Source organism: Streptomyces albidicamelliae, assembly GCF_025642175.1.
GTDB classification, from domain to species: domain Bacteria; phylum Actinomycetota; class Actinomycetes; order Streptomycetales; family Streptomycetaceae; genus Streptomyces; species Streptomyces albidocamelliae.
The window spans coordinates 3090110-3114488 of sequence record NZ_CP106795.1 but is presented as its reverse complement, the minus strand read 5'-3'; the positions used below and the strand labels follow the sequence as shown (position 1 = coordinate 3114488).

The window sequence follows — 24379 nt, the reverse complement described above, 5'->3', positions numbered from 1 at the left end:
CCCGCCGGCCGAGCCCCGGGCAGCCCCTTCAGGGGCGCGGGGAACGGCGCGACGAGCCACGACGCACCCGCGCCCGGCAGCCGGTCCAGGCCCGCCGGATCCGCCGCCGACGCCGGTCACCCGCCGGCCGAGCCCCGGGCGGCCCCCTTCAGGGGCGCGGGGAACGGCGCGACGAGCCACGACGCACCCCGCACCGGACCGACGGCCCCCCCCGCGCCCTCGGCCCCCCCGACTCCCCGAACCCCCGTCGGGACCCGGTGAGACAAGCCCTCCCATACCGGCGCCGCGAAGCGCCCCCACGCTCCGTAGACTGGCCTCGTGAGCGACCACCCCGGCAACAGCGACACTCCCGACCCCCTCGACAGTTTCGAGGAGATGATCGAGGCCGAGACCGACCGCGACCCCGACCTCGCGGTGATCGAGGCCGGCAGCCGCACCCTGCGCACCCAGGGCGGGCCGCCGCAGGCCGACGTTCCCGCGCGGCCGGCGGACCCGGAGGTCGACAAGGCCCTGCGCGAGGTCGAGGCGGACCTGGCCACCCGCTGGGGCGAGACCAAGCTGGAGCCCTCGGTCAGCAGGATCGCCGCGCTGATGGACGTCCTGGGCGAGCCGCAGCGCTCGTACCCCTCGATCCACATCACGGGCACGAACGGCAAGACCTCCACCGCCCGCATGATCGAGGCCCTGCTCGGCGCCTTCGAGCTGCGCACCGGCCGCTACACCAGCCCCCACGTGCAGTCGATCACCGAGCGGATCAGCCTGGACGGCGCTCCCATCTCGGCCGAGCGGTTCATCGAGACGTACCAGGACATCAAGCCGTACGTCGAGATGGTGGACGGGCAGCAGGAGTACCGGCTGTCCTTCTTCGAGGTGCTCACCGGCATGGCGTACGCGGCCTTCGCGGACGCGCCCGTGGACGTCGCCGTCGTCGAGGTCGGCATGGGCGGCTCCTGGGACGCCACCAACGTGATCGACGGCGACGTCGCCGTGGTCACCCCGATCGACCTGGACCACACCGACCGCCTCGGTGAGACGCACGCGGAGATCGCCACCGAGAAGAGCGGCATCATCAAGCAGGACGCGACCGTCATCCTGGCCCAGCAGCCGGTGGACGCGGCGCAGGTGCTGCTGAAGAAGGCCGTCGAGGTGGACGCCACCGTGGCCCGCGAGGGCCTGGAGTTCGGGGTCGTCGCCCGGCAGGTCGCCGTCGGCGGGCAGCTGCTCACCCTGCGCGGACTCGGCGGCGAGTATCCCGAGGTGTACCTCCCGCTGCACGGCGGACACCAGGCGCACAACGCGGCCGTGGCCCTCGCCGCCGTGGAGGCGTTCTTCGGCGTCGGCGCGCAGCGCGCGGAGCCGCTGGACCTCGACACGGTCCGCAAGGCCTTCGCCGCCGTGTCCTCCCCGGGCCGCCTGGAGGTCGTACGACGGTCGCCCACGGTCGTGCTGGACGCCGCGCACAACCCGGCGGGCGCCGCGGCCACCGCGGAGGCCGTGCGGGAGGCGTTCGACTTCACCCGGCTGATCGGGGTCGTCGGCGCGAGCGGCGACAAGAACGTGCGGGGGCTGCTGGAGGCCTTCGAGCCGATCTTCGCCGAGGTCGTCGTCACACAGAACTCCAGCCACCGCGCCATGGACTCGGACGAGCTCGCCGCCATCGCCGTCGAGGTGTTCGGCGAGGAGCGGGTGCAGGTCGAGCCGCGGCTGCCCGACGCCCTGGAGGCCGCGATCACGCTGGCCGAGGAGGAGGGCGAGTTCGCGGGCGGTGGCGTCCTGGTCACCGGTTCGGTCATCACGGTCGGCGAGGCCCGGCTGCTGCTGGGGAAGGGCTGAGGTCTCCCGTGCGTACGCTCTGTTCATCGACTCTCATCGGCGAGTTCTTCGTCATCGGCTTCGCCGGGCTCGTCGCCATGAAGCAACCGGACCTGTCCACCTCGACGGTGTGGCTGGTCAGCGGCATCGCCATGCTGCTGTGCGTGCTGCTGTGCGGCATGGTGACCCGGCCCGGCGGGATCGCCCTCGGCTGGGTCCTGCAGATCGCCCTGGTCGCCTCCGGCGTCTTCGTCCCGACCATGTACTTCATGGGCGTGATCTTCGCGGCCCTGTGGTGGGCCTCGGTCCACTACGGCAGGAAGATCGACGAGGCGAAGGCCCGCTTCGCGGCCCAGGCCGCCGAGAACACCCCCTCCGGCGCCTGACGGCGTCCGCCGGCCGGGCCCTCCGGCCGGCGGCGGCAGCTCTCGGTCACGACGGCGGCGCCCGGCGAGGGCCCGCACCGGCGGCGTCCGGGTTCACCGCCCCGCTCAAGTTGACACTGCGTGACGGAGAGGCGGAGCGGCCCTGTAGCCTCATCCCACCGCACACGCTGAAAAGGAGCACGTCGTGACGCAGCGCACCCTCGTCCTGCTCAAGCCCGACGCCGTCCGTCGAGGCCTGACCGGCGAGATCATCGGCCGGATCGAGCGCAAGGCCGGCTGGCAGATCACCGCGCTGGAACTGCGCACCCTGGACCGCGCCACGCTGGAGCAGCACTACGCCGAGCACGTCGGCAAGCCGTTCTACGAGCCGCTGGTCGAGTTCATGTCCTCCGGCCCGGTCGTCGCCCTGATCGCCGAGGGCGAGCGGGTCATCGAGGGGGTCCGCCAGCTGGCCGGCCCGACCGACCCGATCGCCGCCGCCCCCGGTTCCATCCGCGGTGACTTCGGTGTGATCGTCCGCGAGAACCTGATCCACGCCTCCGACTCCGAGGAGTCCGCCGAGCGCGAGGTGAAGATCTTCTTCCCCGGCCGCGCCTGAACCGCGTGGCGAATTCTCGCTGAATTTTCTGAGCGGGCGTCAGCTGAGCCCGCGTACCTGACCAGGGACGGTCGTGCGTTTTCGGCCGTCCTTTGGCATATGCCTTGCCGATCGGGGGAACGCCTTCCTCCGATGGACCGTCTCCACAAGCGGGGCGGCCCGCCATCTGGTGACAATGGCGGAGACCCTCGCGCAGTGTTCGTGCAGGCGCGTTTACGATGGAAGCCTTCACGTCACAGCACCCGCCTGGCCGACCTGACATGCCCTCAAATGCTCAGGAAGGCCCGATGAATCCGGATGGGGAACTCAATGTCGTTCATCGGCCGTGACATGGCTGTCGACCTCGGGACCGCCAACACGCTGGTGTACGTCAGGGGTCGCGGGATCGTGCTCAACGAGCCGTCCGTCGTGGCGATCAACACCAACACGGGCGGGATCCTCGCGGTCGGCGCCGAAGCGAAGAAGATGATCGGCCGTACACCGGGCAACATCGTCGCCGTCCGCCCGCTGAAGGACGGCGTGATCGCCGACTTCGAGATCACCGAGCGGATGCTCCGCTACTTCATCCTGAAGATCCACAAGCGGCGGTATCTCGCCAGGCCCCGCGTCGTCGTCTGCGTGCCCTCGGGCATCACCGGCGTCGAGCGCCGCGCCGTCATCGAGGCGTCCTCCCAGGCCGGTGCCCGCCAGGTGCACATCATCGAGGAGCCCATGGCGGCCGCCATCGGCTCCGGCCTGCCGGTCCACGAGGCCACCGGCAACATGGTGGTGGACATCGGCGGCGGCACCACGGAGGTCGCGGTCATCTCGCTCGGCGGCATCGTCACCGCCCAGTCGATCCGCGTCGCCGGCGACGAGCTCGACAACGCGATCATCCAGTACATCAAGAAGGAGTACAGCCTTCTCCTGGGTGAGCGCACCGCGGAGCAGATCAAGATCACGATCGGCTCGGCGTACGACCTCGACAGCGACGAGCACACCGAGGTCCGCGGCCGGGACCTGGTCTCCGGACTGCCCAAGACCGTCGTCATCTCGGCCGCCGAGGTCCGCAAGGCGATCGAGGAGCCGGTCAACGCGATCGTCGACGCCGTCAAGACCACCCTCGACAAGTGCCCGCCGGAGCTGTCCGGCGACATCATGGACCGAGGAATCGTTCTGACCGGCGGCGGAGCACTGCTGCGCGGGCTCGACGAGCGGCTGCGGCGGGAGACCGGCATGCCGATCCACATCGCCGAGGACCCGCTGGACAGCGTCGCGCTCGGCTCGGGCAAGTGCGTCGAGGAGTTCGAGGCGCTGCAGCAGGTCCTGGACGCCCAGCCGCGCAGATGACGTAACTCTTCGATTCCGCCGTACGAGACGTTCTCCTCTCGTGCGGCGGATCGTTGGTATAGAGGCATAAGCTCCCCCAAATGGGCCGCTTCGGTTTGCGCCGCACCATTCGCGTTCTCCAGGGCCCGCACGATTCCGACTTGAGGAAGGGCACGGCCGCCGCACGTGAGGGACACGAAAGAGAGCCGGCTGCTCCTGGTCCTGCTGATCGCCATCGCGTTCGCGCTGATCACGGTGGACATCCGCGGGGGCCGCAACTCCCCGGTGGACGGAGCCCGGCAGGCCGCGGCAGCGGTGTTCGGACCCGTCGAGAACGGACTGTCCTCGGCGGTCGACCCGGTGGGCAACGCCGTTTCGGCCATCCGCGACTCCGGCAGCCGGCACGACCGGCTCGCCGCCCTGGAGAAGGAGAACGCGGCCCTCAAGGCGAAGCTCGGCAGCGACGACCGCAACCGCAGCCGCCTGGCACAGCTCGACAAGATGCTGAAGATCGCCGGCGAGGGCCAGTACGGCATCAAGGGCGCCCAGGTCATCGCCATCGGCTCGGCACAGGGCTTCTCCTGGACCATCACCATCGACGCGGGCGCCAACGACGGCATCAAACGGGACATGACCGTGCTGAACGGCGACGGGCTGGTCGGCCGCGTCACCACCGTCGGCCCGGACACCGCCACGGTGCTCCTCGCCAACGACCCCGACTTCACCGTCGGCACCCGCATGGAGGGCAGCGACGAACTCGGCTTCGCCTCCGGTCAGGGCGACCGCCCGCTGCGCGTGGAACTGCTCAACGGCAAGGCGGAGGTGAAGAAGGGCGACCGGCTCATCACGTTCGGCTCGCAGGCCGACAAGCCGTTCGTGCCCGGCGTCCCGGTCGGCGTGATCTCCCGCGTCGACCCCTCGGGCGGCGGCCTCACCCGCACCCTCTACGTCACGCCGTACGTCAGCTTCACCAAGCTGGACGTCGTCGGCGTGGTCGTCGAGGCCCCGAAGAAGGACCCGCGGGACACCGTGCTCCCGGCCCACCCCAAGCCCACGCCGACGCCGACGGTGACCGTCACGGTGACCCCGTCGGCCGACGCCAACACGACCGACCAGCAGCAGTAGGAGCTGAATCCCCATGCGTGTCAACCGGATCCTGCTCTCCTCCGCGCTGGTCGTCGTCGCCCTGGTCATCCAGGTGAGCGTCCTCGCCCGGCTGCACCTGCCGGGCGCCGTGCCCGACCTGCTGCTGCTCACCGTCCTCGGCCTCGCGATGGTGTACGGCCATGTCGGCGGCGCCCTCGTCGGCTTCGGCGCCGGACTGCTCGCCGACCTGGCCCCGCCCGCCGATCACGCAGCCGGCCGCTACGCCCTCGTGCTGTGCGTCATCGGTTACCTCGCCGGGCTCGTCAAACCGGAGAGCGGCCGGCTGAAGTCCGCGACCGGGCCCATGGCCGTCGTGGTCGCCGCCGCCGTCGGTTCCACCCTGCTGTACGCCGGTGTCGGCGCCCTGGTCGGCGACACCGCCGCCCGCCACGTCGGCCTGACCGGCCTGCTGATCTCCGCCGCCCTGTACGACCTGCTGCTCGCCCCGTTCGTGGTCCCCGGGATCATGTGGCTCGCCCGCAAGGCCGACAACGATCCGCTCACCGAGAGCAGCCCCGCGGCCAAGGCCGGTGACATCTCCTCCGGCTGGCTCTCCTCCGGCACCGGCCTGCGCATCGGCAGCCAGCGCGGCGGCCTCGGCGCCCTGAAGGCCAAGGCGCGCACCCGCTCCACCCGGGTCGGCCGCATCAAGGGGGTCAAGCGGCTGTGAAGGCGGGGGAGTTCACCCGAACGGGGCAGATGCCGCGGAACCGGGGCGCACAGGCCGGTCGTTCATCATGCGTACACACGCAGGCGGCTCGCACGCACGCACGACGCGCAGGACATGCGCAGGCAGGGCAAGCAGAGGCAGTGCACGCACAGGCATTCCGCGCGCAGACATCCGCGCACTGAGAGGGGGAGACAGCCGCAGTGACCAACATCCCCGAGACCGGCCGGACCCCACGGGTCCAGATCCGGCTCGTCGTGATCCAGATTCTCGTCCTCTCCCTCCTCGGCACGCTCGGCGGCCGGTTGTGGTACCTCCAGATCCGTGAGGGCGCCTCGTACCAGAAGGAGGCGTCCGGCAACCACGTCCAGCAGGTCGTCGACCCCGCCGTGCGCGGCGACATCCTGGACGCCCGGGGCGTCCCCCTCGCGGACAACGAGACCCGCCTGGTCGTCTCCGCCTCCCGCACCGACCTGCTCAAGCAGAAGGACGACGGCAAGGCCGTCCTGACCAAGCTGGCCGGCGTCCTCGGCATGAAGCCGCAGGACGTCATGCAGAAGGTCCGGCTGTGCGACTCCAAGACCCCCCAGCCCTGCTGGAACGGCTCGCCCTACCAACCGATCCCGATCACCGACGAGGCGACGGCCCGGCAGGCCCTGCAGATCCGCGAGCGCTCCGAGGACTTCCCCGGCATCACCGCCGAGCCCGAGGCCGTGCGCCGCTACGCGGGCCCCGGCAAGTCCAACTCCGCCCAGGTGCTGGGCTACCTCTCGCCCGTCACCGACGCCGAGATCCAGAAGGCCAAGGACACCGACTCGCCCTACCTGCGCTCCGACATGGTCGGCCGCTCGGGCATCGAGCGCACCTACGACAAGGTGCTGCGCGGCAAGGCCGGCGTGACCCGCTACGAGGTGGACAACCTCGGCCGGGTCATCGGCAAGGCCAAGTCGGACGCGGCCGAGGCCGGTTCCAACCTGGTCACCAGCATCGACTCCCGGGTGCAGCGCGTCGCCGAGTACGAACTGGACAAGGCGATGAAGGTCGCCCGCCAGCAGTTCGACAAGATCACCGGCGAGAACTACAAGGCCGACTCCGGCGCCGTCGTGGTCATGGAGGCCAAGACCGGCCGGATCGTCGCGATGGCCTCCGCGCCCACCTACGACCCGAACGTCTGGGTCGGCGGCATCTCCGCCAAGGACTACAAGGCCCTCACCGGCAAGAACTCGGACTACCCGCTGCTCAACAGGGCCATACAGGGTCAGGCGGCCCCGGGCTCGACGTTCAAGGTGGTCTCCACGGCCGCCGCGGTCCAGGCGGGCTACGTCTGGGACGGCGGCTACCCCTGCACCAGCTCCTACTCCGTCGGCGGCCAGGTCTTCAAGAACTTCGAGGGGGAGAGCTTCGGCCCGATCTCGCTCGGCCGGGCGCTCGAGGTCTCCTGCGACACCGTCTTCTACGGCCTCGCCGACCGGGAGTGGAAGAGGGACGGCGGCATCAACCCCAAGAAGGGGCAGCCCAAGGACTGGTTCTTCAAGACCGCCCACCAGTTCGGCCTCGGCAAGGAGACCGGCATCGACCTGCCCAACGAGGTCACCGGCCGCGTCCCCGACCGCCAGTGGAAGCTCGACTACTGGAAGGCCAACAAGGACGCCTGGTGCAAGTCCGGCAAGAAGGACGGCACCTACGTGGAGAAGATCGCGTACGAGAACTGCCTCGAAGGCAACAAGATGCGCGAGGGTGACGAGATCAACTACTCCATCGGCCAGGGCGACACCCTCGTCACGCCGATCCAGGAGGCCGTGATCTACGGCGCCGTCGCCAACGGCGGCACGATGTACCAGCCGACCATCGGCAAGGCGATCATCAGCGCCGACGGCCGGACCGTCACGCCGATCAAGCCGAAGAAGAACGGCAAGCTGCCGGTCAGCCAGGCCACCCTCAAGGGCATGAACGACGCCTTCGCGGGCGTCATCACCCGCGGTACGGCCGCCTGGAAGTTCGGCGGCTGGCCGCAGGACAAGATCGCCCTGCACGGCAAGACCGGTACCGCCGAGGTCTACGGCAAGCAGACCACCTCCTGGCTTGCCACGTACTCCAAGGACTACACGGTGATCATGACGATCGCCCAGGCCGGTACGGGTTCCGGTGCCTCCGGTGAGGCCGTGCGCAACATCTACAGCGCGCTCTACGGCGTCAACGGCGACGGCTCCGTCGACAACAAGAGGGCGCTGCTGCCCGAGCCGCAGAAGGGCCTGCCCAAGGTCCGCACGGACGGCACCATCGTCAACCCCAAGGTCAAGGGCGACCCGGCCAAGGACGTCGAGGCCGCCCAGAAGGACAACACGACCAACGGCGACGACCAGCAGCCGGCCACCACACCCTCACCCACCACGCGCAACCGTGACACCCGCAGGCGGCCTCGCCGGAGGGGAAGCCGGAGGATGCCCTCATGACCGGCGCGAACAGCTTCTCCGTCTCCGGGTACGGCCCCGAGCGGGCCGGCTGGACCAGGATCTTCGCCCGCGACTCGCTCGCCCGCCGCCTGGACTGGCCGATCCTGTTCGCGGCCACCGCCCTGTCCCTGATGGGCTCGCTGCTCGTCTACTCCGCCACCCGCAACCGCACCGAGCTCAACCAGGGCGACCCGTACTTCTTCCTGGTCCGCCACCTGATGAACCTCGGCATCGGCATCGCCCTGATGATCGGCACGCTCTGGCTCGGCCACCGCGCCCTGCGCAACGCCGTGCCCGTCCTCTACGGCCTGTCGGTGGCCCTCGCCCTGGTGGTCCTCACCCCGCTCGGCGCCACGATCAACGGTCAGCGCAACTGGCTCGTCATCGGCGGCTTCTCGCTCCAGCCCGCCGAATTCCTCAAGGTGACGATCATCCTGGGCATGGCGATGCTGCTCGCCGCGCGGGTGGACGCGGGCGACAAGCCGTACCCCGATCACCGGACCGTGTTCCAGGCCCTGTGCCTGGCCGCCGTCCCGATCCTCATCCTGCTGCTCATGCCCGACCTCGGGTCGGTGCTGGCCATGGTGGCGATCATCCTCGGGGTGCTGCTCGCCTCCGGCGCCTCCAACCGCTGGGTCTTCGGCCTGCTCATCGCCGGCGTGATCGGCTGCGTCGCCATCTGGCAGCTGCACATCCTGGACGAGTACCAGATCAACCGCTTCGCGGCCTTCGCCAACCCCGACCTCGACCCGGCCGGCGTCGGCTACAACACCAACCAGGCCCGTATCGCCATCGGCTCCGGCGGCCTGACCGGAGCGGGCCTCTTCCACGGCTCGCAGACCACCGGCCAGTTCGTGCCCGAGCAGCAGACGGACTTCGTCTTCACGGTCGCGGGGGAGGAGCTGGGCTTCCTCGGCGCGGGCCTGATCATCTTCCTGCTCGGGGTCGTCCTCTGGCGCGCCTGCCGGATAGCACGTGACTCGACCGAGCTGTACGGGACGACCGTCGCCGCCGGGATCGTCGCCTGGTTCGCCTTCCAGTCCTTCGAGAACATCGGCATGACCCTCGGCATCATGCCGGTCACCGGTCTCCCCCTGCCCTTCGTGTCGTACGGCGGCTCGTCGATGTTCGCGGTGTGGGTGGCGGTCGGACTCCTGCAGTCGATCAAGGTGCAGCGGCCGATGTCGGCGTAGGACCCGGGCCGCCCGGCGCCGGCGGGACGCGTACGGCCGCGGGTATCCGTCCCCGGGACGGGTACCCGGGCCTGACCGGCGCCGATGCCCTCTGCCGAAACGGCGCCCCGGACACTAGATTCGAGCCATGGCGGACGAGAAACGCGAGATCGAGCGCAAGTACGAATCCGACGACAGCGGGCTGCCCGACCTGACCGGCGTCGGCGGGGTGGCGTCCGTCCTGGACAAGGGCGTGGTCGACCTCGACGCCACCTACTACGACACCGTCGACGAACGCCTGGCCACCGCCTCGCTCACCCTGCGCCGCCGCACCGGGGGCGCCGACGCCGGCTGGCACCTAAAGTTCCCGGTCGCACCCGGCGTCCGCGACGAGATCCGGGCCCCCCTCTCCGACACCGTCCCCGACGAGATCGCCGCCCTCGTCCGCTCCCGCGTCCGCGACGACGAGCTGATCCCCCTCGTCCGGCTGCGCTCCGCCCGCGACGTGCGCCACCTGGTCGACGCCGACGGCACCCTGCTCGCCGAGGCGAGCGTCGACACCGTCACCGCCGAGCGGCTCAACGGCAAGGGCGGAGCCGCCCAGTGGACCGAGATCGAGGTGGAACTCGCCGACGACGGCGACCCCGCCTTCCTCGACCAGGTGGAGAAACGACTGCGCAAGTCGGGCGTGCGCCCCTCCAGGTCACCGTCGAAACTGGCCCGCGCCCTGGACCAGACCGCCCCCCGCCGCCGCCGGAGGACGAAGTCGGCACAGCCGGTCACCGCCGGCGACCACGTCCTCGCCTACCTCCGCGCCCAGCGGGACGCGCTGGTCGAACTCGACCCCGCCGTCCGCCGGGACGTGCCCGACTCCGTGCACCGCATGCGGGTCGCCACCCGCCGTGCCCGCAGCACCCTGCGCACCTTCCGCAACGTCCTCGACCGCGGTGCCACCGATCCCCTCGTCGCCGAGCTGAAGTGGCTCGCGGGCGAGCTGGGCATCGACCGCGACCAGGAGGTGCTCGCCGACCGCCTCACGAAGGCCCTCGACGCCGTCCCCCCGGCCCTGGTCACCGGGCCCGTCCGAGAACGGCTCACCGGCTGGGCGGAAGCCCGCCACCGCGGCGCCCACAGCCACCTGACCGGGGTCCTCGACTCCCGCCGCTACCTCACCCTGCTGGACGGCCTGGACCGGCTCCTCGCCGACCCGCCCCTGCGCAAGGCGGGCGGCAAGAAGCCGCGCAAGGCGCTCGGCAAGGCCGTACGCAAGGATCTGGCGAAGGTCTCCGGCCTGGTGGAGCAGTCGATGGAGCTGCCGCCCGGCGAGGACCGCGACCACGCCCTGCACGAGGCCCGCAAGAAGGCCAAGCGCACCCGCTACGCCGCCGAGGCCGCCACCCCCGCCCTCGGCGGTCCCGCCCGCTCCCTGGCCAAGTCCATGAAGTCCCTGACCAGCCTTCTCGGGGAGCACCAGGACAGCGTCATGGCCCGCCACACCCTCCGCGAGCTGTCCGCGGTGGCCCACGCGGCGGGGGAGGACACGTTCACGTACGGCCTGCTGCACGGCAGGCAGGAGGCCCGGGCGGCGAGGACCGAGGAGGACCTGCCCGGCCTGTGGAAGAAGATCGGTTCGTCGTCGCCCGGCTGAGCGTACGGGGGAGTCCGTCGGGCGGGTTACGCTGAATGGTCACCCCTGTCAGCTCATGAAGGTTCGCGAGATGCCTGTCGAGTCGGTTTTCCCGCAGCTCGAAGCTCTGCTCCCGCACGTGCAGAAGCCGATCCAGTACGTCGGCGGTGAGCTCAACTCCACCGTCAAGCGCTGGGACGAGTGCGACGTCCGCTGGGCGCTCATGTACCCGGACGCCTACGAGGTCGGACTGCCCAACCAGGGCGTCATGATCCTCTACGAGGTCCTCAACGAGCAGGAGGGCGTCCTCGCCGAGCGCACGTACAGCGTGTGGCCGGACCTGGAGGCGCTGATGCGTGAGCACGGCGTCCCGCAGTTCACGGTGGACAGCCACCGCCCGGTGAAGGCCTTCGACGTGTTCGGCCTCAGCTTCTCCACGGAGCTGGGCTACACCAACATGCTCACCGCCCTGGACCTGGCGGGCATCCCGCTGGAGTCCAAGGACCGCACGGTCGACGACCCGATCGTCCTGGCCGGCGGCCACGCGGCCTTCAACCCGGAGCCGATCGCCGACTTCATCGACGCGGCGATCATCGGCGACGGCGAGCAGGCCGTCCTCGACATGACGCGGATCATCCGCGAGTGGAAGGCGGAGGGCCGCCCCGGCGGCCGCGAGGAGGTCCTGCTCCGCCTGGCCAAGACCGGCGCGGTGTACATCCCGGCGTTCTACGACGTCGAGTACCTGCCCGACGGCCGGATCGCCCGCGTCGTCCCGAACCGTTCCGGTGTCCCGTGGCGCGTCTCCAAGCACACGGTGATGGACCTGGACGAGTGGCCGTACCCGAAGCAGCCGCTGGTGCCGCTGGCGGAGACGGTCCACGAGCGGATGTCGGTCGAGATCTTCCGCGGCTGCACCCGCGGCTGCCGCTTCTGCCAGGCCGGCATGATCACCCGCCCGGTGCGCGAGCGCTCGATCACCGGCATCGGCGACATGGTCGACAAGGGCCTGAAGGCGACCGGCTTCGAGGAGGTGGGCCTGCTCTCCCTGTCGTCCGCGGACCACTCGGAGATCGGTGACATCGCCAAGGGCCTGGCGGACCGCTACACCGACGACAAGATCGGCCTCTCGCTCCCGTCCACCCGCGTCGACGCCTTCAACGTCGACCTGGCGAACGAGCTGACCAGGAACGGCCGCCGTTCCGGTCTGACCTTCGCCCCCGAGGGCGGCTCCGAGCGCATGCGGAAGGTCATCAACAAGATGGTCTCCGAGGAGGACCTGATCCGGACCGTGGCCACCGCCTACGGCAACGGCTGGCGCCAGGTGAAGCTGTACTTCATGTGCGGCCTGCCCACGGAGACCGACGACGACGTCCTGCAGATCGCCGACATGGCGACGCACGTGATCCAGAAGGGCCGCGAGGTCTCGGGTTCGAACGACATCCGCTGCACGGTCTCGATCGGCGGCTTCGTCCCCAAGCCGCACACCCCGTTCCAGTGGGCGCCGCAGCTGTCGGCGGAGGAGACGGACGCCCGTCTCGCGAAGCTGCGCGACAAGATCCGCGGCGACAAGAAGTACGGCCGCTCGATCGGCTTCCGCTACCACGACGGCAAGCCCGGCATCGTCGAGGGCCTGCTCTCCCGCGGTGACCGCCGCATCGGCGCGGTCATCCGCGCGGTGTACGACGACGGCGGCCGCTTCGACGGCTGGCGCGAGCACTTCTCGTACGACCGCTGGATGGCGTGCGCCGACAAGGCGCTGGAGCCCTTCGGCGTCGACGTCGACTGGTACACCACCCGCGAGCGCACCTACGAGGAGGTCCTGCCCTGGGACCACCTCGACTCCGGCCTCGACAAGGACTGGCTCTGGGAGGACTGGCAGGACGCCCTCGACGAGACCGAGGTCGAGGACTGCCGCTGGACCCCGTGCTTCGACTGCGGCGTCTGCCCGCAGATGGACACCCACATCCAGATCGGCCCGACGGGCAAGAAATTGCTGCCCCTCACGGTCAAGAACGCAGGCCCGGCACCGGCTTCGAGTGGTCATTCGCACTGACGTGAGCGAGGCGCGAGGATGAGGTGGCGGCTGCGCCGGCTGCGGCCGGCACAGCCGCCACCTCACCGGCGTAGCCACCGTCTGGCGAGACCCGACAGCCCAGGATCGAAAACCTGTTCCGGAGCGGGCATCGGGAGTCTCAGTCCCGGCGGATGAGTTCCGGATCGACGCGGCGGCCTACCAGTGGCAGCGTGCCCAGTGTCGCGACGACGATCACGCCCAGGGCGGCGCACGCCAGTACGGGGATCCCGGCGATGTCCCAGAACACCTCACCGCCCCCGGTGACGAGATAACTGGATTCGGCGAGCTTGCCGCTCACAAGGGCCAGCACGAGGCCGATGGCGAGTGGCAGCACCACCTGGATGCTCTGCACCGCGCGCAGAGTGCGCGCCCGCGCCCCGATCAGCGTGATCGCTGCGACCTGGGCGCGGCGTTCGACGGCCCGGTCCGAGACGGCGACCAGGAAGGCGGCGACACCGATCACCAGCCCCATGATCATGCCGAGGACCAGCAGGGTCTCGAGGACCGCGATCTGCGACAGGCTGTCGACGTTGACGCCGACCGGTTCGACGGAGTCGGTCGGCGCGATACCGCCGATGCCGTCCAGCACCTTGCGGACCACGTGCGGATCGGAGTCGCTGTCGAGGATGAGCGAGCCCGACTGCGGCCGGGCGTGCGCGGGCAGTGCGGATGGCGGGACGATCACGGACGCGTCGCCGACCGCGGACGGGTCGTACGGGCGCATGACGACCCTCGCGGACGGGATGGTCAAGGTCACCGAGACCGGATGCCGCCCGGACCGCAGCCGGAAGGGGAAAGACGCGCCGGGGTGGATGTCCGGGTCGGTGGCACTGTTGGGGTTGACCAGCCGCATGACCCGGCCGTCCGTGCAGCCTTCGGCCCGCCGCACCAGCCGCGTCAGGTCGGCGCAGGTGGCGACCAGCGCCGTGGCCCGGGGCGGGATGCCGGAGGGCCCGGGCTTGCTCCAGGAGACCATCGTCCGGGCGTGGGCGCGGACACCCGGCACCTCGGTGAGTTGCTTCTGCTGCCGGTCGGAGAGCGCCGAAAGGGGAATGGAGTAGTCCTGGACGGGGTTGTTCGGCTTGCTGACCTGCTCGAACTCGATCAGCACGCCCTGCGCGAGGGACGCCGCGTACACCAGCAGGACCAGGCCGGTGACGACCCGCATGGTGCTGCCGGGCTCGACCTCGTTGCGGCGCATGGCCAGGTTCAGCGCCAGGGACCGGGTGGTGCCGGCCACCTTGCGGGCGAGGAGGTACGACAGCCAGGGCAGAGTCAGTACCAGCCCCGAGCCGGTCAGCAGGACGCCGCCCACGACGAGGACCGCGAAGAGGCCGTCGCTCGTGGCCGGGTGGTCGGTGAGGCCGGTCGCGCAGAAGCCCGTGACGATGCCGAGGCCGGTGACCAGCAGGAGGCCGCCCCACTTCGTGGGGGGCTTGGGTACGGCCGTGCGCCGTACCGCCAGGGGATTGGCGGCGGCGGTGCGCGCGCTCGCGCGACCGACGAACCAGGCGAGTGCCGGGCAGCCGAGAAGGCAGACGGCGACGGTGGTCCAGGACAGGGCGCCGTCGGCCGGGTACCAGCGCAACGCGGGCAGGCCGGAGCGGGACATCACCTGGTTGAGGATCCCGTACTCGCCGAGCCCGAGGAGGGCGCCGAGCAGCGCCGCGGCCACGGTCTCGGCGGCGTTGACGCGCTGCGTGCCCTTGGTGCTGAGCCCCAGCAGGCGCAGCGCGGCCAGGCGGCGGGTGCGGCTGGCGGCGGAGAGCCGGGCGCACACCGACAGGAAGACGGCCAGGGGAAGCAGGACCAGGGTGGCGAGGGCGAAGCGGAGGTTGGTGAGGGTGGACGGCTCGACGACGGGGGTGGGGGCGTAGGGGTAGCCGAAGGACTGCAGCGCCCCGGTGTCCGCGTCGTCGGCGATCTCCTTCCGGGACATTCCCACATAGGCGTACAGCTCGTCCGGGTCGGCGAGTCCCGCAGGGCCGATGAAACCCTTCTCCCGGCCGGGCAGCAGACCCTTGAGGGCGGGCTCCGCACGCAGCAGTTCGTGCAGGCGCGGAGACAGGTACAGTTCGCCGGGTCCTGGGAGTGCGTCCACGCCGGGCGGTGGTTGCTGCGTGGCCTTGGTACCGCGGGCGACGAACACCCGGGTGAACGGCTTGGAGCCGTGCGGATCCCTGCGCTCCAGGACGAGCGCCGAGCCCGGGTGTGCCTTGCCCACCGACGTCGTCTGCGGTTCCCGGGCCGCGGCGCGGGCGTCGTGCGCGTCCAGGATGGCCGGGATCGTCAGCACGAGGGCGAGGCAGCACACACCGAGGGAACCGCCCGCCGCCATCAGGAAGAAACGGATGCGGCTGCCGCGCCCGGAGCCGAACAGCAGGCGCAGGCCCAGCATGAACTCCCTCACGCGCCACCCCGCGGGGAGAGAACTCCGTCGGCCATGGTGTAGTGGCTGTCGGCCCGCGCGGCGACGGCCGGATCGTGCGTCACCAGGACCACGGCCGTGCCCTGGGAGCGTGCCAGGCCGAGGAACTCGTGCAGTACGGCGGCGGCGTTGGCGCTGTCCAGCGACCCGGTGGGTTCATCGGCGAAGACGACCGCCGGACGGTGTACCAGGGCGCGGGCCACCGCGACGCGCTGACTCTGGCCGCCCGACACCTGCGAAGGCCGCCGCTCGCGCAGATCCGCCAGGCCGAGCCGCTCCAGTACCCGGCCGGCCGCCGCGAGGGCGGACTTCTTGCCCTGCCCGCTCAGGCGCAGCGGCAACGCGGCGTTCTCCTCGACGGTCAGCTCGGGCAGCAGTTCCCCGTACTGGAAGACGAAGCCGAAACGCTCCCGGCGCAGCGCGCTCATCTCCTCGTCGGTGAGGCCACCGAGTACGCGCCCTTCGAAGCGCACCTGTCCCCGCGTGGCGGGCAGCACACCAGCCAGGCAGTACAGCAGTGAGGACTTGCCCGAGCCGCTCTGCCCGGTGATGGCCGCCACCTCGCCGGGCGCGACGTGGAGATGGGCGTCACGCACGGCCGGCTGGCTGCCGTAGGAGAGGTCTACTCCGACGGCGGAGAGGATGGGTGAGGTAGTGATGGTTTCCCCCAGGAAACCCAGGAAAGGGCTGGGGGCCCAGGTGTGACACCTGGGCCCGAAGCAAACCGACCTGCCGGCTACGGCCGCTTGTAGTGCTTGGTCACCGAGCAGTTGTCGGGGTGGAGCGAGCCCTTGTCCCGGCAGACGCGTATGTAGGCGTTGACGGTGTAGCGCTCGGCGCCGTCCCAGTTGTAGTAGTCGAGCGGAACCGTCTTCTTCTGCTTGCCGTTGTACCGGCTCCAGTCGTAGCCCTCGACCTTCACCTGCATGTACACGTTGTGCCCATCACCGCTGTCGGTGTCCTGGAGATTGCCCTTCCACTCGAAAGCACCGTGGTGCTGGCCGGCCGGCCAGAACTTGTACTGGCCGTCGTAGAACTTGGCACCCCCGGTGGTCAGCGTGGGGATCTTGTGCCAAGAGGCGGCGAACGCGGTTTGTTCTGTCGTGGCCCCTGGCGGTCAGACCGGGGACGGGGGGATGCTAGTAACCGTGATCGACAAGGGCAGCGCATATAAGCCGGGTATGGCCGCCTTCGGTGCAGTATTTCCGGTGAGACTTTGTCTTTCCGTTGACTGCCGTTGAGCGGAATCTGATGATCCGTAAGTTGTCGTCGGGGGGCGTGGTGGGGAAACGGCTGAGGCGAGAATGGGCGAGCATCCGGAGAGCCGAAGACTCGCGCAGGGCCCACTCCTGCGGGTTCACCGCGGACGGGGCGGTACGACTGCGGGGTGCACGGGTCTCGGATGATGGCCGCCGGGTGCTCCTCGTCGACACGCTGGACGTCTTGACACCGTTTCGTACTGGAGGACACCGGCGTTCCATGGTTCGCGTTCGTGCTGAACGCTGACGGCTGGTTGTTGACGACGGCTGTCATCGCGGGTGTGACCCGCACCCTGAACCGGAACTGGAGCACGCCGGTGCGCCTGTCGTTGCGTGGCGCGGCATTCGGGGCAGGCGAGGCAAGGCACCGGGCGCGGTTTTGGAGCCGTTGGTCTACGCGCGCAGATGGACACCCACATCCAGATCGGCCCGACGGGCAAGAAACTGCTGCCCCTGACGGTCAAGAACGCAGGCCCGACACCGGCCGCGAGCGGCCACACGCACTGAGGCGTACGCCGCTGCCGGCTCCCGGAGAGCTTGCACAGCCGAGCCCCCTCCCCGGTAGGGAGGGGGCTTTGTGCTGGTCGGCGTAGTTTCGCGGCGCGTTGTCTTGATCGGGGGGAGGGGCCGTTGCTAAGCCTGGGGCACTCGACTCCAGGGAGCCCGCTGTGCCTCAAGAGCCCCCGCTGCCCGTCCCTCCTCGTTCACGCGTCCGGGCATTCGCCTGTGCCGTCGTGGCCGTCGCCCTCGTGACGCTCACCGCCGCGACGACTCCCCCCGACACGGAAACCCGGGCCGCCGCGGACCCGGCCGCCGTGGTCCGTGAGTGGAACGCCGTCGCCACCGACACGATCAAGGCCGCCCTCGGCCCGCGCCCCTCCGGCCAGGGGGCGATCTGGGAGGGGTTCGTCTCGGTCGCCGTGTACAACGCCGTCGTGGGGATCGAAGGCGGCTACACCCTGTACCAGTGGCACGAGCGCGGTCCGGCCAAGGCGTCCTCCGCCGCGGCCGCCGCCACCGCCGCCCATGACGTGCTGCTCACCTACTTCCCCGCCTTCAAGGAGCGGCTCGACACCGCCTACGCCAACTCGCTCGCCGCGCTTCCGGCCGGCCGGGCCAGGGACCTGGGCGTTGACTACGGCAAGCGTGCCGCCGCCCGCGTCGTCGAACTCCGGGAAGGGGACGGCAGGTTCGCGGACGTCCCGTTCACCGCCGCCCCGGCACCGGGGGTCTGGCGGCCCACCCCGCCCGCGTTCCAGCCCTTCATCGACACCTGGCTCGCCCGGCTCCGCCCCCTCGTGCTCGCCTCTCCGCAGCAGTTCCGCCCCGGCGGACCGCCCGCCCTCTCCTCGGCCGCGTACGCCGCGGACCTCCAGGAGCTGAAGGCCATGGGCGCGAAGACCGGCTCGGGCCGGAACACGCAGCAGACCGAGACCGCCCTGTTCTACAGCGGCAACCTCGTGGACCAGGTGCAGACGGCCGTACGGGACCATGCCGCCCGGCACCGGCTCGGCATCGCCCAGACGGCCCGGCTGTTCGCCGCGGTGAACGCGTCGGCGACCGACGCCGTCATCACCGCGTGGGATGCCAAGCTCCACTACGCCTCCTGGCGGCCGATCACCGCGATCCGCCTCGCCGACACCGACGGCAACCCCGCGACGACGGCGGACCCGGGCTGGGAGCCGCTGCTCGTCACCCCACCGCACCCGGACTACGTCGCCGGTCACACGACCGTCGCCGCCGCCGTGGCACGCGCCCTGACCGGCGTCCTCGGCACCTCCCGCATCGACCTCCACGTCCCCTCCGACGTCACCGGCACGACGCGGTTCTACGGTTCCGCCGACGACTTCAACCAGGACGTCGTCGACGCCCGGGTGTGGGGCGGCGTCCACTCCCGTACGGCCGACACGGCCGGCCGCCGGGCCGGCACCCGTGTGGCCGCCTGGGCGCTGGACCACTACTTCCAGCCGGTCCCCGGGGGACGTACGGCCGGCGGCCGATCCTCGTGAAGCCCCGGATCAGGGCCGGTCGGTAGCGCTGCCGTCCGGTTCGTGGGCGGAGTGCGGGTGTCCGCCTCCGCCCACACCGGCATCCTCCCCGCGGCGGCGTCCTACTCCGACGCCGTGAACGCCTCGGGGCCCTGCTGGACCGCCGCCGGGTCCATCCACATGACCTGCCAGCCGTGGCCGTCGAGGTCGAAGAAGCTGCGCGCGTACATGAAGCCGTGGTCCTCGGCGCCGTCCGCCTCGACCCCGCCCGCCGCGAGCGCGGCGGCGCTGACGGCGTCGACCTCGTCGCGGGACGACACGCTGAAGCAGTACAGCGTCAGCGCGTGCGTGGTCGGATCGGCCATCGGCAGCTTCGAGAGCTCCGCGAACTTCTCGCGGCTGAGCAGCATGACGAAGGCCTGCTCGCCGACCAGCATGCAGGCGGCGGTCTCGTCGGTGAACATCGGGTTGAAGGCGAACCCGAGCTTGGCGAAGAACGCCTTGCTGCGCTCCAGGTCCGCCACGGGGATGTTCACGAACAGCATGCGGCCGGGGTGTGCGGGGCTGGACATGGTGGGTCTCCGTTCGGTGGCTCGACGGCGTACGGCTTGGTGGACCGGCCCGGCCGCCGGAACTCATCGGTCTGCCGCGCTCGGCCTGGGCCGGTGGATGGACTTCGTGCCCGCCGAGCGGTTGACCTCCCCGGTGCGGTCGTGGGCCGGTCCTCCGGGTGGCCGAGATGCTGCGTGCATGACTTCTGGGACCGGCGACGTCGAGAGCCCGGCACGGGCACGGCTCGTCCTGCTGACACTCGCCGCCGGTCAGTTCCTGATGGCGCTCGACAGCTCCGTCATGAACGTCTCGATCGCGGCGGTGGCCGCCGACGTCGGTACGACGGTGACCGGGATCCAGGGCGCCATCACGGCGTACACGCTCGTGATGGCGATGTTCATGATCCCCGGCGGCAAGGTCGGGGCGCTCATCGGCCGAAGGCGTGCGTTCATGACCGGCTGCTGCATCTACGGGTGCGGCTCCCTGACCACCGCGCTCGCGCCGAATCTCCCCGTGCTGCTGGTCGGCTGGTCGCTCCTGGAAGGCATCGGGGCGGTGCTCATCCTGCCCGCGCTCGTGGCGCTCGTGGCCGGCAACTTCCCCACCGAGCGACGTGCCGCCGCCTACGGACTCGTCGCGGCCGCGGGTGCCGCGGCGATCGCGCTCGGACCCCTCATCGGCGGTTTCGCGGCGACGTACCTCTCCTGGCGGTGGGTGTTCGCCGGTGAGGTCCTGGTGGTGATCGGAATCCTGCTGCCCGCTCGCCGTTTCGCCGACGTGTCGAGCGGCAGGCGTCCGCACATCGATCTCGTCGGCAGCGTGCTGTCCGCACTGGGGCTCGGGACCTTCGTCTACGGTGTGCTCCGCTCGGACGAATGGGGCTGGTTCCGGCCGAAGTCCGAGGCGCCGTCGTGGCTCGGCGTCTCGCTGGTCATCTGGCTGATGCTGGCCGGGGTGCTGCTGATCAGGCTCTTCGTCGCCTGGGAGGCCCACCTCGTGGCGCAGAGGCGAGAGCCGCTCATCGACCCGGCCCTGCTGCACAACAAGCAGCTCACCGGCGGTCTGACGATGTTCTTCTTCCAGTACCTCGTCCTGATGGGCGTGTTCTTCGTCGTACCGCTCTATCTGTCCGTCGCCCTGGGCCTTTCCGCGCTCGCGACCGGCCTGCGGCTTCTACCGCTGTCTCTGACGCTGGTGGCCGCCGCGACCCTCATCCCACGCCTCCTCCCGGACGTCTCACCGAGAAGGGTGGTGCGGCTCGGGATCGTCGCGGTGTTCGCGGGCGCCGTGACGCTCATGGCCGCTCTCGACACCGGCGCCGGAGCGGAGGTCGTCGCGGTCCCACTCCTGTTCGTCGGCAGCGGCATGGGCGCGCTGGCCTCCCAGCTCGGCTCCGTCACCGTCTCCGCGGTGCCGGACGAGCAGAGCGCGGAGGTCGGCGGCGTGCAGAACGCCGTCACCAACCTCGGCTCCTCCATCGGCACGGCACTGGCGGGATCGATTCTGCTCGCCGTGCTCACCTCGTCGTTCCTGGCGAGCGTCGAACAGAATCCGGCGATCCCGGCACGAGTGAAGGACGAGGCGGCGGTCAGACTCCAGAGTGGTGCGACGTTTCTGTCGGACGCCCAGCTCAGGAGTGCGCTCGACGAAGCGGGCACGAGTGAGAGGGTGGCCCGGGCGGCACTGGAGGCCAACGCGGACGCCAGGCTGGACGGTCTGCGCGCCACGCTCGCGATCCTCGCGTTCTCCTCCGCCCTGGCGTTGTACTTCACTTCGCGGCTGCCGACCTCCCAGCCCCGCTCGACGCGGCGCTGACCAGGACGCCACCGCGCTGACGACCGGTCACCGATCGCCGGACGGGTGGGGCGGAACCGAGGTCCAGCGGGCGCCGGTCCGGCAGCGGAAGGAGGTGACGGCGGCTTCCAGCGTGGGGAAGAAGTGGCGGGGGTCGACCGTGCGGGTGAGTCCGTACCGTTCGATCTTCCGACGGACGGGATCCTCGACCTCGGCGAAAAGTTGCCGTTGCCCGCCCCGCGAAGGGCCCAGAGCAGGTCGGAGTGGTTCTCCAGGTCGGTGTGGAGCACCTCGGCGCCGCCCGTGCCGTCCGCGACGACGATCTCGGCGCCGGTCAGGTTGTCGCAGGCCATGCCGAGGTAGCGGGTGAGGAAGCCGAAGCCGCCGAGCGTCGCACCGGCCAGGCCCACGATGCCTTCCGTTCCGGTCGTCACCGCGAGGTCCTCCGCCGCGAGCGCGGTCACCGCTTCCAGCTGGGTGAGCCCGGCGCCGACCGTCGCGGTGCGAGCGGTGGCGTCGACGCGCACCGACTTCAGTTCGCGTGCCCCGGCGGGACTCCCCCGTGATGAGGGCGAGGCGGACAGTAGCAAGGGTGGGCACGGCCGCGGGCGCCGACACGCTCAGCTCCACGGCCCCGGACGCTCCTCCTCCGCCACCGGGAAACCACCCGGGACCAGGCGTAGCGTGGAACGGCAGGCCCCGACGCACGGAAGGCCACTCATGTCTCCCTCCATGCGCGCGCTCGTGGCCGTGAAGGCTGGCGAGCCCGCCGATGTGCTGCGGCTGGAATCACGGCCGGTTCCCACGCCGAAATCCGGTCAGGCGCTGGTCCGGGTGAGCGCGACCCCGATCCACGCCAGCGATCTGCACGTGCTCCGCGGCCGCTACGGTTTCTCCCTCGACTTCCCCGCCGTCGGGGGCCGGATGGAATGCGTGGGCCGGGTCGCGGCCCTGGGCCCCGGCACCGACGGGCCGAAGGCCGGCGAGCGGGTGGTGGTCGCCGCGATCCCGGCGGTACCCGGTCCCCCCGCGTCCGGTACCTGGCAGGAGTACCTCGTGGCGGACACGAGCAGGCTGCTGCCGGTTCCCGACCGGCTGAGCGACGCCGCCGCCTGTCAGCTCGCCGTCAATCCGCTGACCGCGCTGCTCCTCGTGACGCGCGAACTCGGCGTGCAGCCGGGGGAGTGGCTGCTGCAGACGGCGGCGGGTTCGACCGTCGGCCGGCTCGTCATCCAGCTGTGCGGGCATCTGGGCATCCGCACGATAAACGTCGTACGCCGCCGCGCCGCCGTCGAGGAGATCGCAGCGGTCGGCGGTGACGAGGTGATCTGCACGGAGGACGAGGACCTGGTGCGGCGGGTGGCCGAGATCGCCGGACCGGGCGGTGTGCGCAAGGCCGTCGACTGCGTCGCGGGCCCCGTGGGCGCGCAGGTGTCCCAGGCGCTGGCCCCGGGAGGTGAGGTCGTGGTCTACGGCGCCCTTTCCACGCATCGGCAGACCGACCCGGCGGCGCTGACGATCCCGCTGCAGGCACGCTCGGTCATCTACGAGACGAAGGTGGTCCGCGGCTTCTGGCTGAACCGCTGGTTCGGCACCACCTCACCCGGGATCGCGTCGCAGGCGCTGTCGCAGGTGCGCGATCTCGTCGCCGACGGGGTGCTGGCCATCCCCCGAGGCCGGCCCTTCCCCCTGGAACACTTCACCGAAGCCGTCTCGCTCGCCGAAGCGCCCGCACACGGCACCAAACCGCTGTTCGTCCTCGACGAAGGACCGGGGCCGTCCTGACGGCGGGCGGGTTCGCGCTGAGCCATCCCGACGAGACGGGGAATCCCGAGCATCGGCGCACCGGCCGGCCGGCCTCGGCACGTGACCGGCATCGCCCGTCGCGTCAGCCGGTGCCCTGTTCGACGGGCAGGTGGATCGGGCCGCGGAGGATGGGGCTGCGGCGGTAGGGCGGGGGGTCGGTGACCAGTCGGGGGTGGTCGAGGCGGCGTACCAGCTCGGTGAGGGCGATCTGGGTCTCCCGGCGGGCCAGCGGGCCGCCGAAGCAGAGGTGGATGCCGCTGCCGAACCCCAGGTGCTCGTTGTCCCGCCGGTCGGGGTCGAAGCGGTCCGGCTCGTGGAAGTGGCCCGGATCGCGGCTGCCCGAGGCGAGCATGAGCATGATCTGGGAGCCCTTGGGGATGACGGTGTCGGCGACGGTGATGTCGCTGTACGCCGCCCGCCAGGGAATGATGTGCACGGGCGGCTCGTACCGGAGCAGTTCCTCGACCAGCGGTACGACCAGATCCGGGTCGTCCCGCAGCCGCTGGAGCACCTCCGGGTGGCGCAGCAGCGTCAGCATGCCGTTGGTGATGAGGTTGACGGTGGTCTCGTGACCGGCGATCAGCAGCAGGTTGGCGGTGGCGACGATCTCCTCGTCGGTCATCCGCCCGTCCGGCCCGTCGTCGTTGGCCATCCCCGTCAACAGGTCGTCGCCCGGCTTGCCGTGGCGCTGTTCCAGCAGCCCGCCCAGGTAGTCGCGCAGGTCCTTGCGGGCCTGTACGCCCTTCTCCAGGACCTCCTTCGGGTCGGTCTTCGGGTCGTAGGCGATCGCGTCGATGATGTCGTTCACCCACAGGCGGAACCTGGGTTCGTCCTCGCGCGGCACGCCGAGCAGGTGGCAGATCACGGTGACGGGGAACGGGTAGGCGAAGTCGTCGACGACGTCGATCCGTTCCTTGCCGGCGAAGTCGTCGATCAGGCTGCCGACGGTGCGGGTCAGGTCGGGGTCCAGTCCGGTCACCAGCCCCGGGGTGTGCGGGGGGCCGAAGTGACGCATCGCCAGGCGGCGCAGGCGGTCGTGTTCGGGCGGGTCGACGTTGATGAACGACGGCGTGCCGTGGTCCGCCGCCCCGGGCATCGGGTGCGACAGGTTGCGCACGTCGGAGCTGAGATGGGGATCGTGCAGCAGGTCCGCGATCTCCCGGTAGGTGCTGACGACGTAGCTGCCGTCCTCCTGCCGCGCCACCGGTGTCCTGCGCAGTTCGGCGTAGAGCGGGTAGGGGTCGGACCGGGAGGAGTAGTCGAGGATCCGGTGGAGGGTGTCGGGCGTCTCGGTCGTGGTCATCTCGCT

18 protein-coding genes and 1 pseudogene are annotated in these 24379 nt (G+C 70.7%); 13 read left to right on the top strand and 6 right to left on the bottom strand.

Annotated elements, in window-relative coordinates:
- The first annotated feature begins 375 nt into the window (after window positions 1-375).
- The 10 genes from folC to N8I86_RS14330 all read left to right on the top strand — a co-directional run bounded on the left by folC (window position 376) and on the right by N8I86_RS14330 (window position 13222).
- Entirely contained in the window at window positions 376-1833 is a 1458-nt protein-coding gene (folC, locus tag N8I86_RS14375) for a bifunctional tetrahydrofolate synthase/dihydrofolate synthase (RefSeq protein ID WP_399203787.1), read from the top strand.
- Window positions 1834-1841: 8 nt separating this feature from the next.
- On the top strand, window positions 1842-2198 hold the full coding sequence (locus N8I86_RS14370) for a DUF4233 domain-containing protein (RefSeq protein ID WP_093477673.1): 357 nt from the start codon (window positions 1842-1844) through the stop codon (window positions 2196-2198).
- A 184-nt stretch (window positions 2199-2382) separates the two neighbouring features.
- Window positions 2383-2796: a nucleoside-diphosphate kinase gene (gene ndk, locus N8I86_RS14365; protein WP_073893946.1), complete on the top strand. Its 414-nt coding sequence runs from the start codon at window positions 2383-2385 to the stop codon at window positions 2794-2796.
- Window positions 2797-3105: 309 nt separating this feature from the next.
- The gene (locus N8I86_RS14360; RefSeq protein WP_020940056.1) at window positions 3106-4125 is read left to right on the top strand and encodes a rod shape-determining protein; all 1020 of its coding nucleotides are present in this window, start codon (window positions 3106-3108) and stop codon (window positions 4123-4125) included.
- A 165-nt stretch (window positions 4126-4290) separates the two neighbouring features.
- Window positions 4291-5229: a rod shape-determining protein MreC gene (gene mreC / locus N8I86_RS14355; protein WP_073893944.1), complete on the top strand. Its 939-nt coding sequence runs from the start codon at window positions 4291-4293 to the stop codon at window positions 5227-5229.
- Window positions 5230-5242: 13 nt separating this feature from the next.
- Complete coding sequence (gene mreD / locus N8I86_RS14350) at window positions 5243-5920, top strand: rod shape-determining protein MreD (protein WP_073893943.1); 678 nt, start codon at window positions 5243-5245, stop codon at window positions 5918-5920.
- A 200-nt stretch (window positions 5921-6120) separates the two neighbouring features.
- Window positions 6121-8370 (top strand): penicillin-binding protein 2, encoded by a 2250-nt coding sequence (gene mrdA / locus N8I86_RS14345; protein ID WP_263277935.1) that lies wholly within the window; start codon window positions 6121-6123, stop codon window positions 8368-8370.
- Window positions 8367-9563, top strand: a complete 1197-nt coding sequence (gene rodA / locus N8I86_RS14340) for a rod shape-determining protein RodA (RefSeq protein WP_073893940.1) — start codon at window positions 8367-8369, stop codon at window positions 9561-9563. The genes mrdA and rodA overlap by 4 nt, the downstream gene beginning before the upstream one ends.
- 127 nt (window positions 9564-9690) lie before the next feature.
- Window positions 9691-11190, top strand: coding sequence for a CYTH and CHAD domain-containing protein (locus tag N8I86_RS14335; RefSeq protein ID WP_263277934.1), 1500 nt, complete (start codon window positions 9691-9693; stop codon window positions 11188-11190).
- Between the two features lie 70 nt (window positions 11191-11260).
- Window positions 11261-13222 carry a TIGR03960 family B12-binding radical SAM protein gene (locus N8I86_RS14330; RefSeq protein ID WP_263277933.1) on the top strand — a complete coding sequence of 654 codons (1962 nt, stop codon included), beginning with the start codon at window positions 11261-11263 and terminating at the stop codon, window positions 13220-13222.
- Between the two features lie 139 nt (window positions 13223-13361).
- On the opposite strand, the gene N8I86_RS14325 is transcribed toward N8I86_RS14330, so the two are convergent.
- From N8I86_RS14325 to N8I86_RS14315, 3 genes are all read right to left on the bottom strand, one after another.
- Complete coding sequence (locus N8I86_RS14325; RefSeq protein ID WP_263277932.1) at window positions 13362-15653, bottom strand: ABC transporter permease family protein; 2292 nt, start codon at window positions 15651-15653, stop codon at window positions 13362-13364.
- Window positions 15650-16267, bottom strand: coding sequence for an ABC transporter ATP-binding protein (locus N8I86_RS14320; RefSeq protein ID WP_263277931.1), 618 nt, complete (start codon window positions 16265-16267; stop codon window positions 15650-15652). The genes N8I86_RS14325 and N8I86_RS14320 overlap by 4 nt, the downstream gene beginning before the upstream one ends.
- A gap of 140 nt (window positions 16268-16407) precedes the next feature.
- On the bottom strand, window positions 16408-16599 hold the full coding sequence (locus tag N8I86_RS14315) for a hypothetical protein (protein WP_189984221.1): 192 nt from the start codon (window positions 16597-16599) through the stop codon (window positions 16408-16410).
- A gap of 1065 nt (window positions 16600-17664) precedes the next feature.
- Here N8I86_RS14315 and N8I86_RS14310 point away from each other — a divergent pair.
- Entirely contained in the window at window positions 17665-18939 is a 1275-nt protein-coding gene (locus N8I86_RS14310) for a vanadium-dependent haloperoxidase (RefSeq protein WP_263277930.1), read from the top strand.
- Between the two features lie 101 nt (window positions 18940-19040).
- Here N8I86_RS14310 and N8I86_RS14305 read toward each other — a convergent pair whose 3' ends face one another.
- Entirely contained in the window at window positions 19041-19490 is a 450-nt protein-coding gene (locus N8I86_RS14305; RefSeq protein ID WP_263277929.1) for a VOC family protein, read from the bottom strand.
- Window positions 19491-19668: 178 nt separating this feature from the next.
- Here N8I86_RS14305 and N8I86_RS14300 point away from each other — a divergent pair, with 178 nt between their 5' ends.
- A complete protein-coding gene (locus N8I86_RS14300; protein ID WP_263277928.1) occupies window positions 19669-21285 on the top strand; it encodes an MFS transporter in 1617 nt (538 codons plus the stop codon).
- Between the two features lie 341 nt (window positions 21286-21626).
- Here N8I86_RS14300 and N8I86_RS14295 read toward each other — a convergent pair.
- Window positions 21627-21791, bottom strand: a pseudogene (locus tag N8I86_RS14295) (FAD-binding protein); the annotation flags it as partial.
- A gap of 193 nt (window positions 21792-21984) precedes the next feature.
- On the opposite strand from N8I86_RS14295, the gene N8I86_RS14290 reads away from it, so the two are divergent.
- Complete coding sequence (locus N8I86_RS14290; protein WP_263277927.1) at window positions 21985-23049, top strand: zinc-dependent alcohol dehydrogenase family protein; 1065 nt, start codon at window positions 21985-21987, stop codon at window positions 23047-23049.
- 103 nt (window positions 23050-23152) lie between these two features.
- On the opposite strand, the gene N8I86_RS14285 is transcribed toward N8I86_RS14290, so the two are convergent.
- Window positions 23153-24373, bottom strand: a complete 1221-nt coding sequence (locus N8I86_RS14285) for a cytochrome P450 (protein ID WP_263277926.1) — start codon at window positions 24371-24373, stop codon at window positions 23153-23155.
- Window positions 24374-24379: the final 6 nt, after the last annotated feature.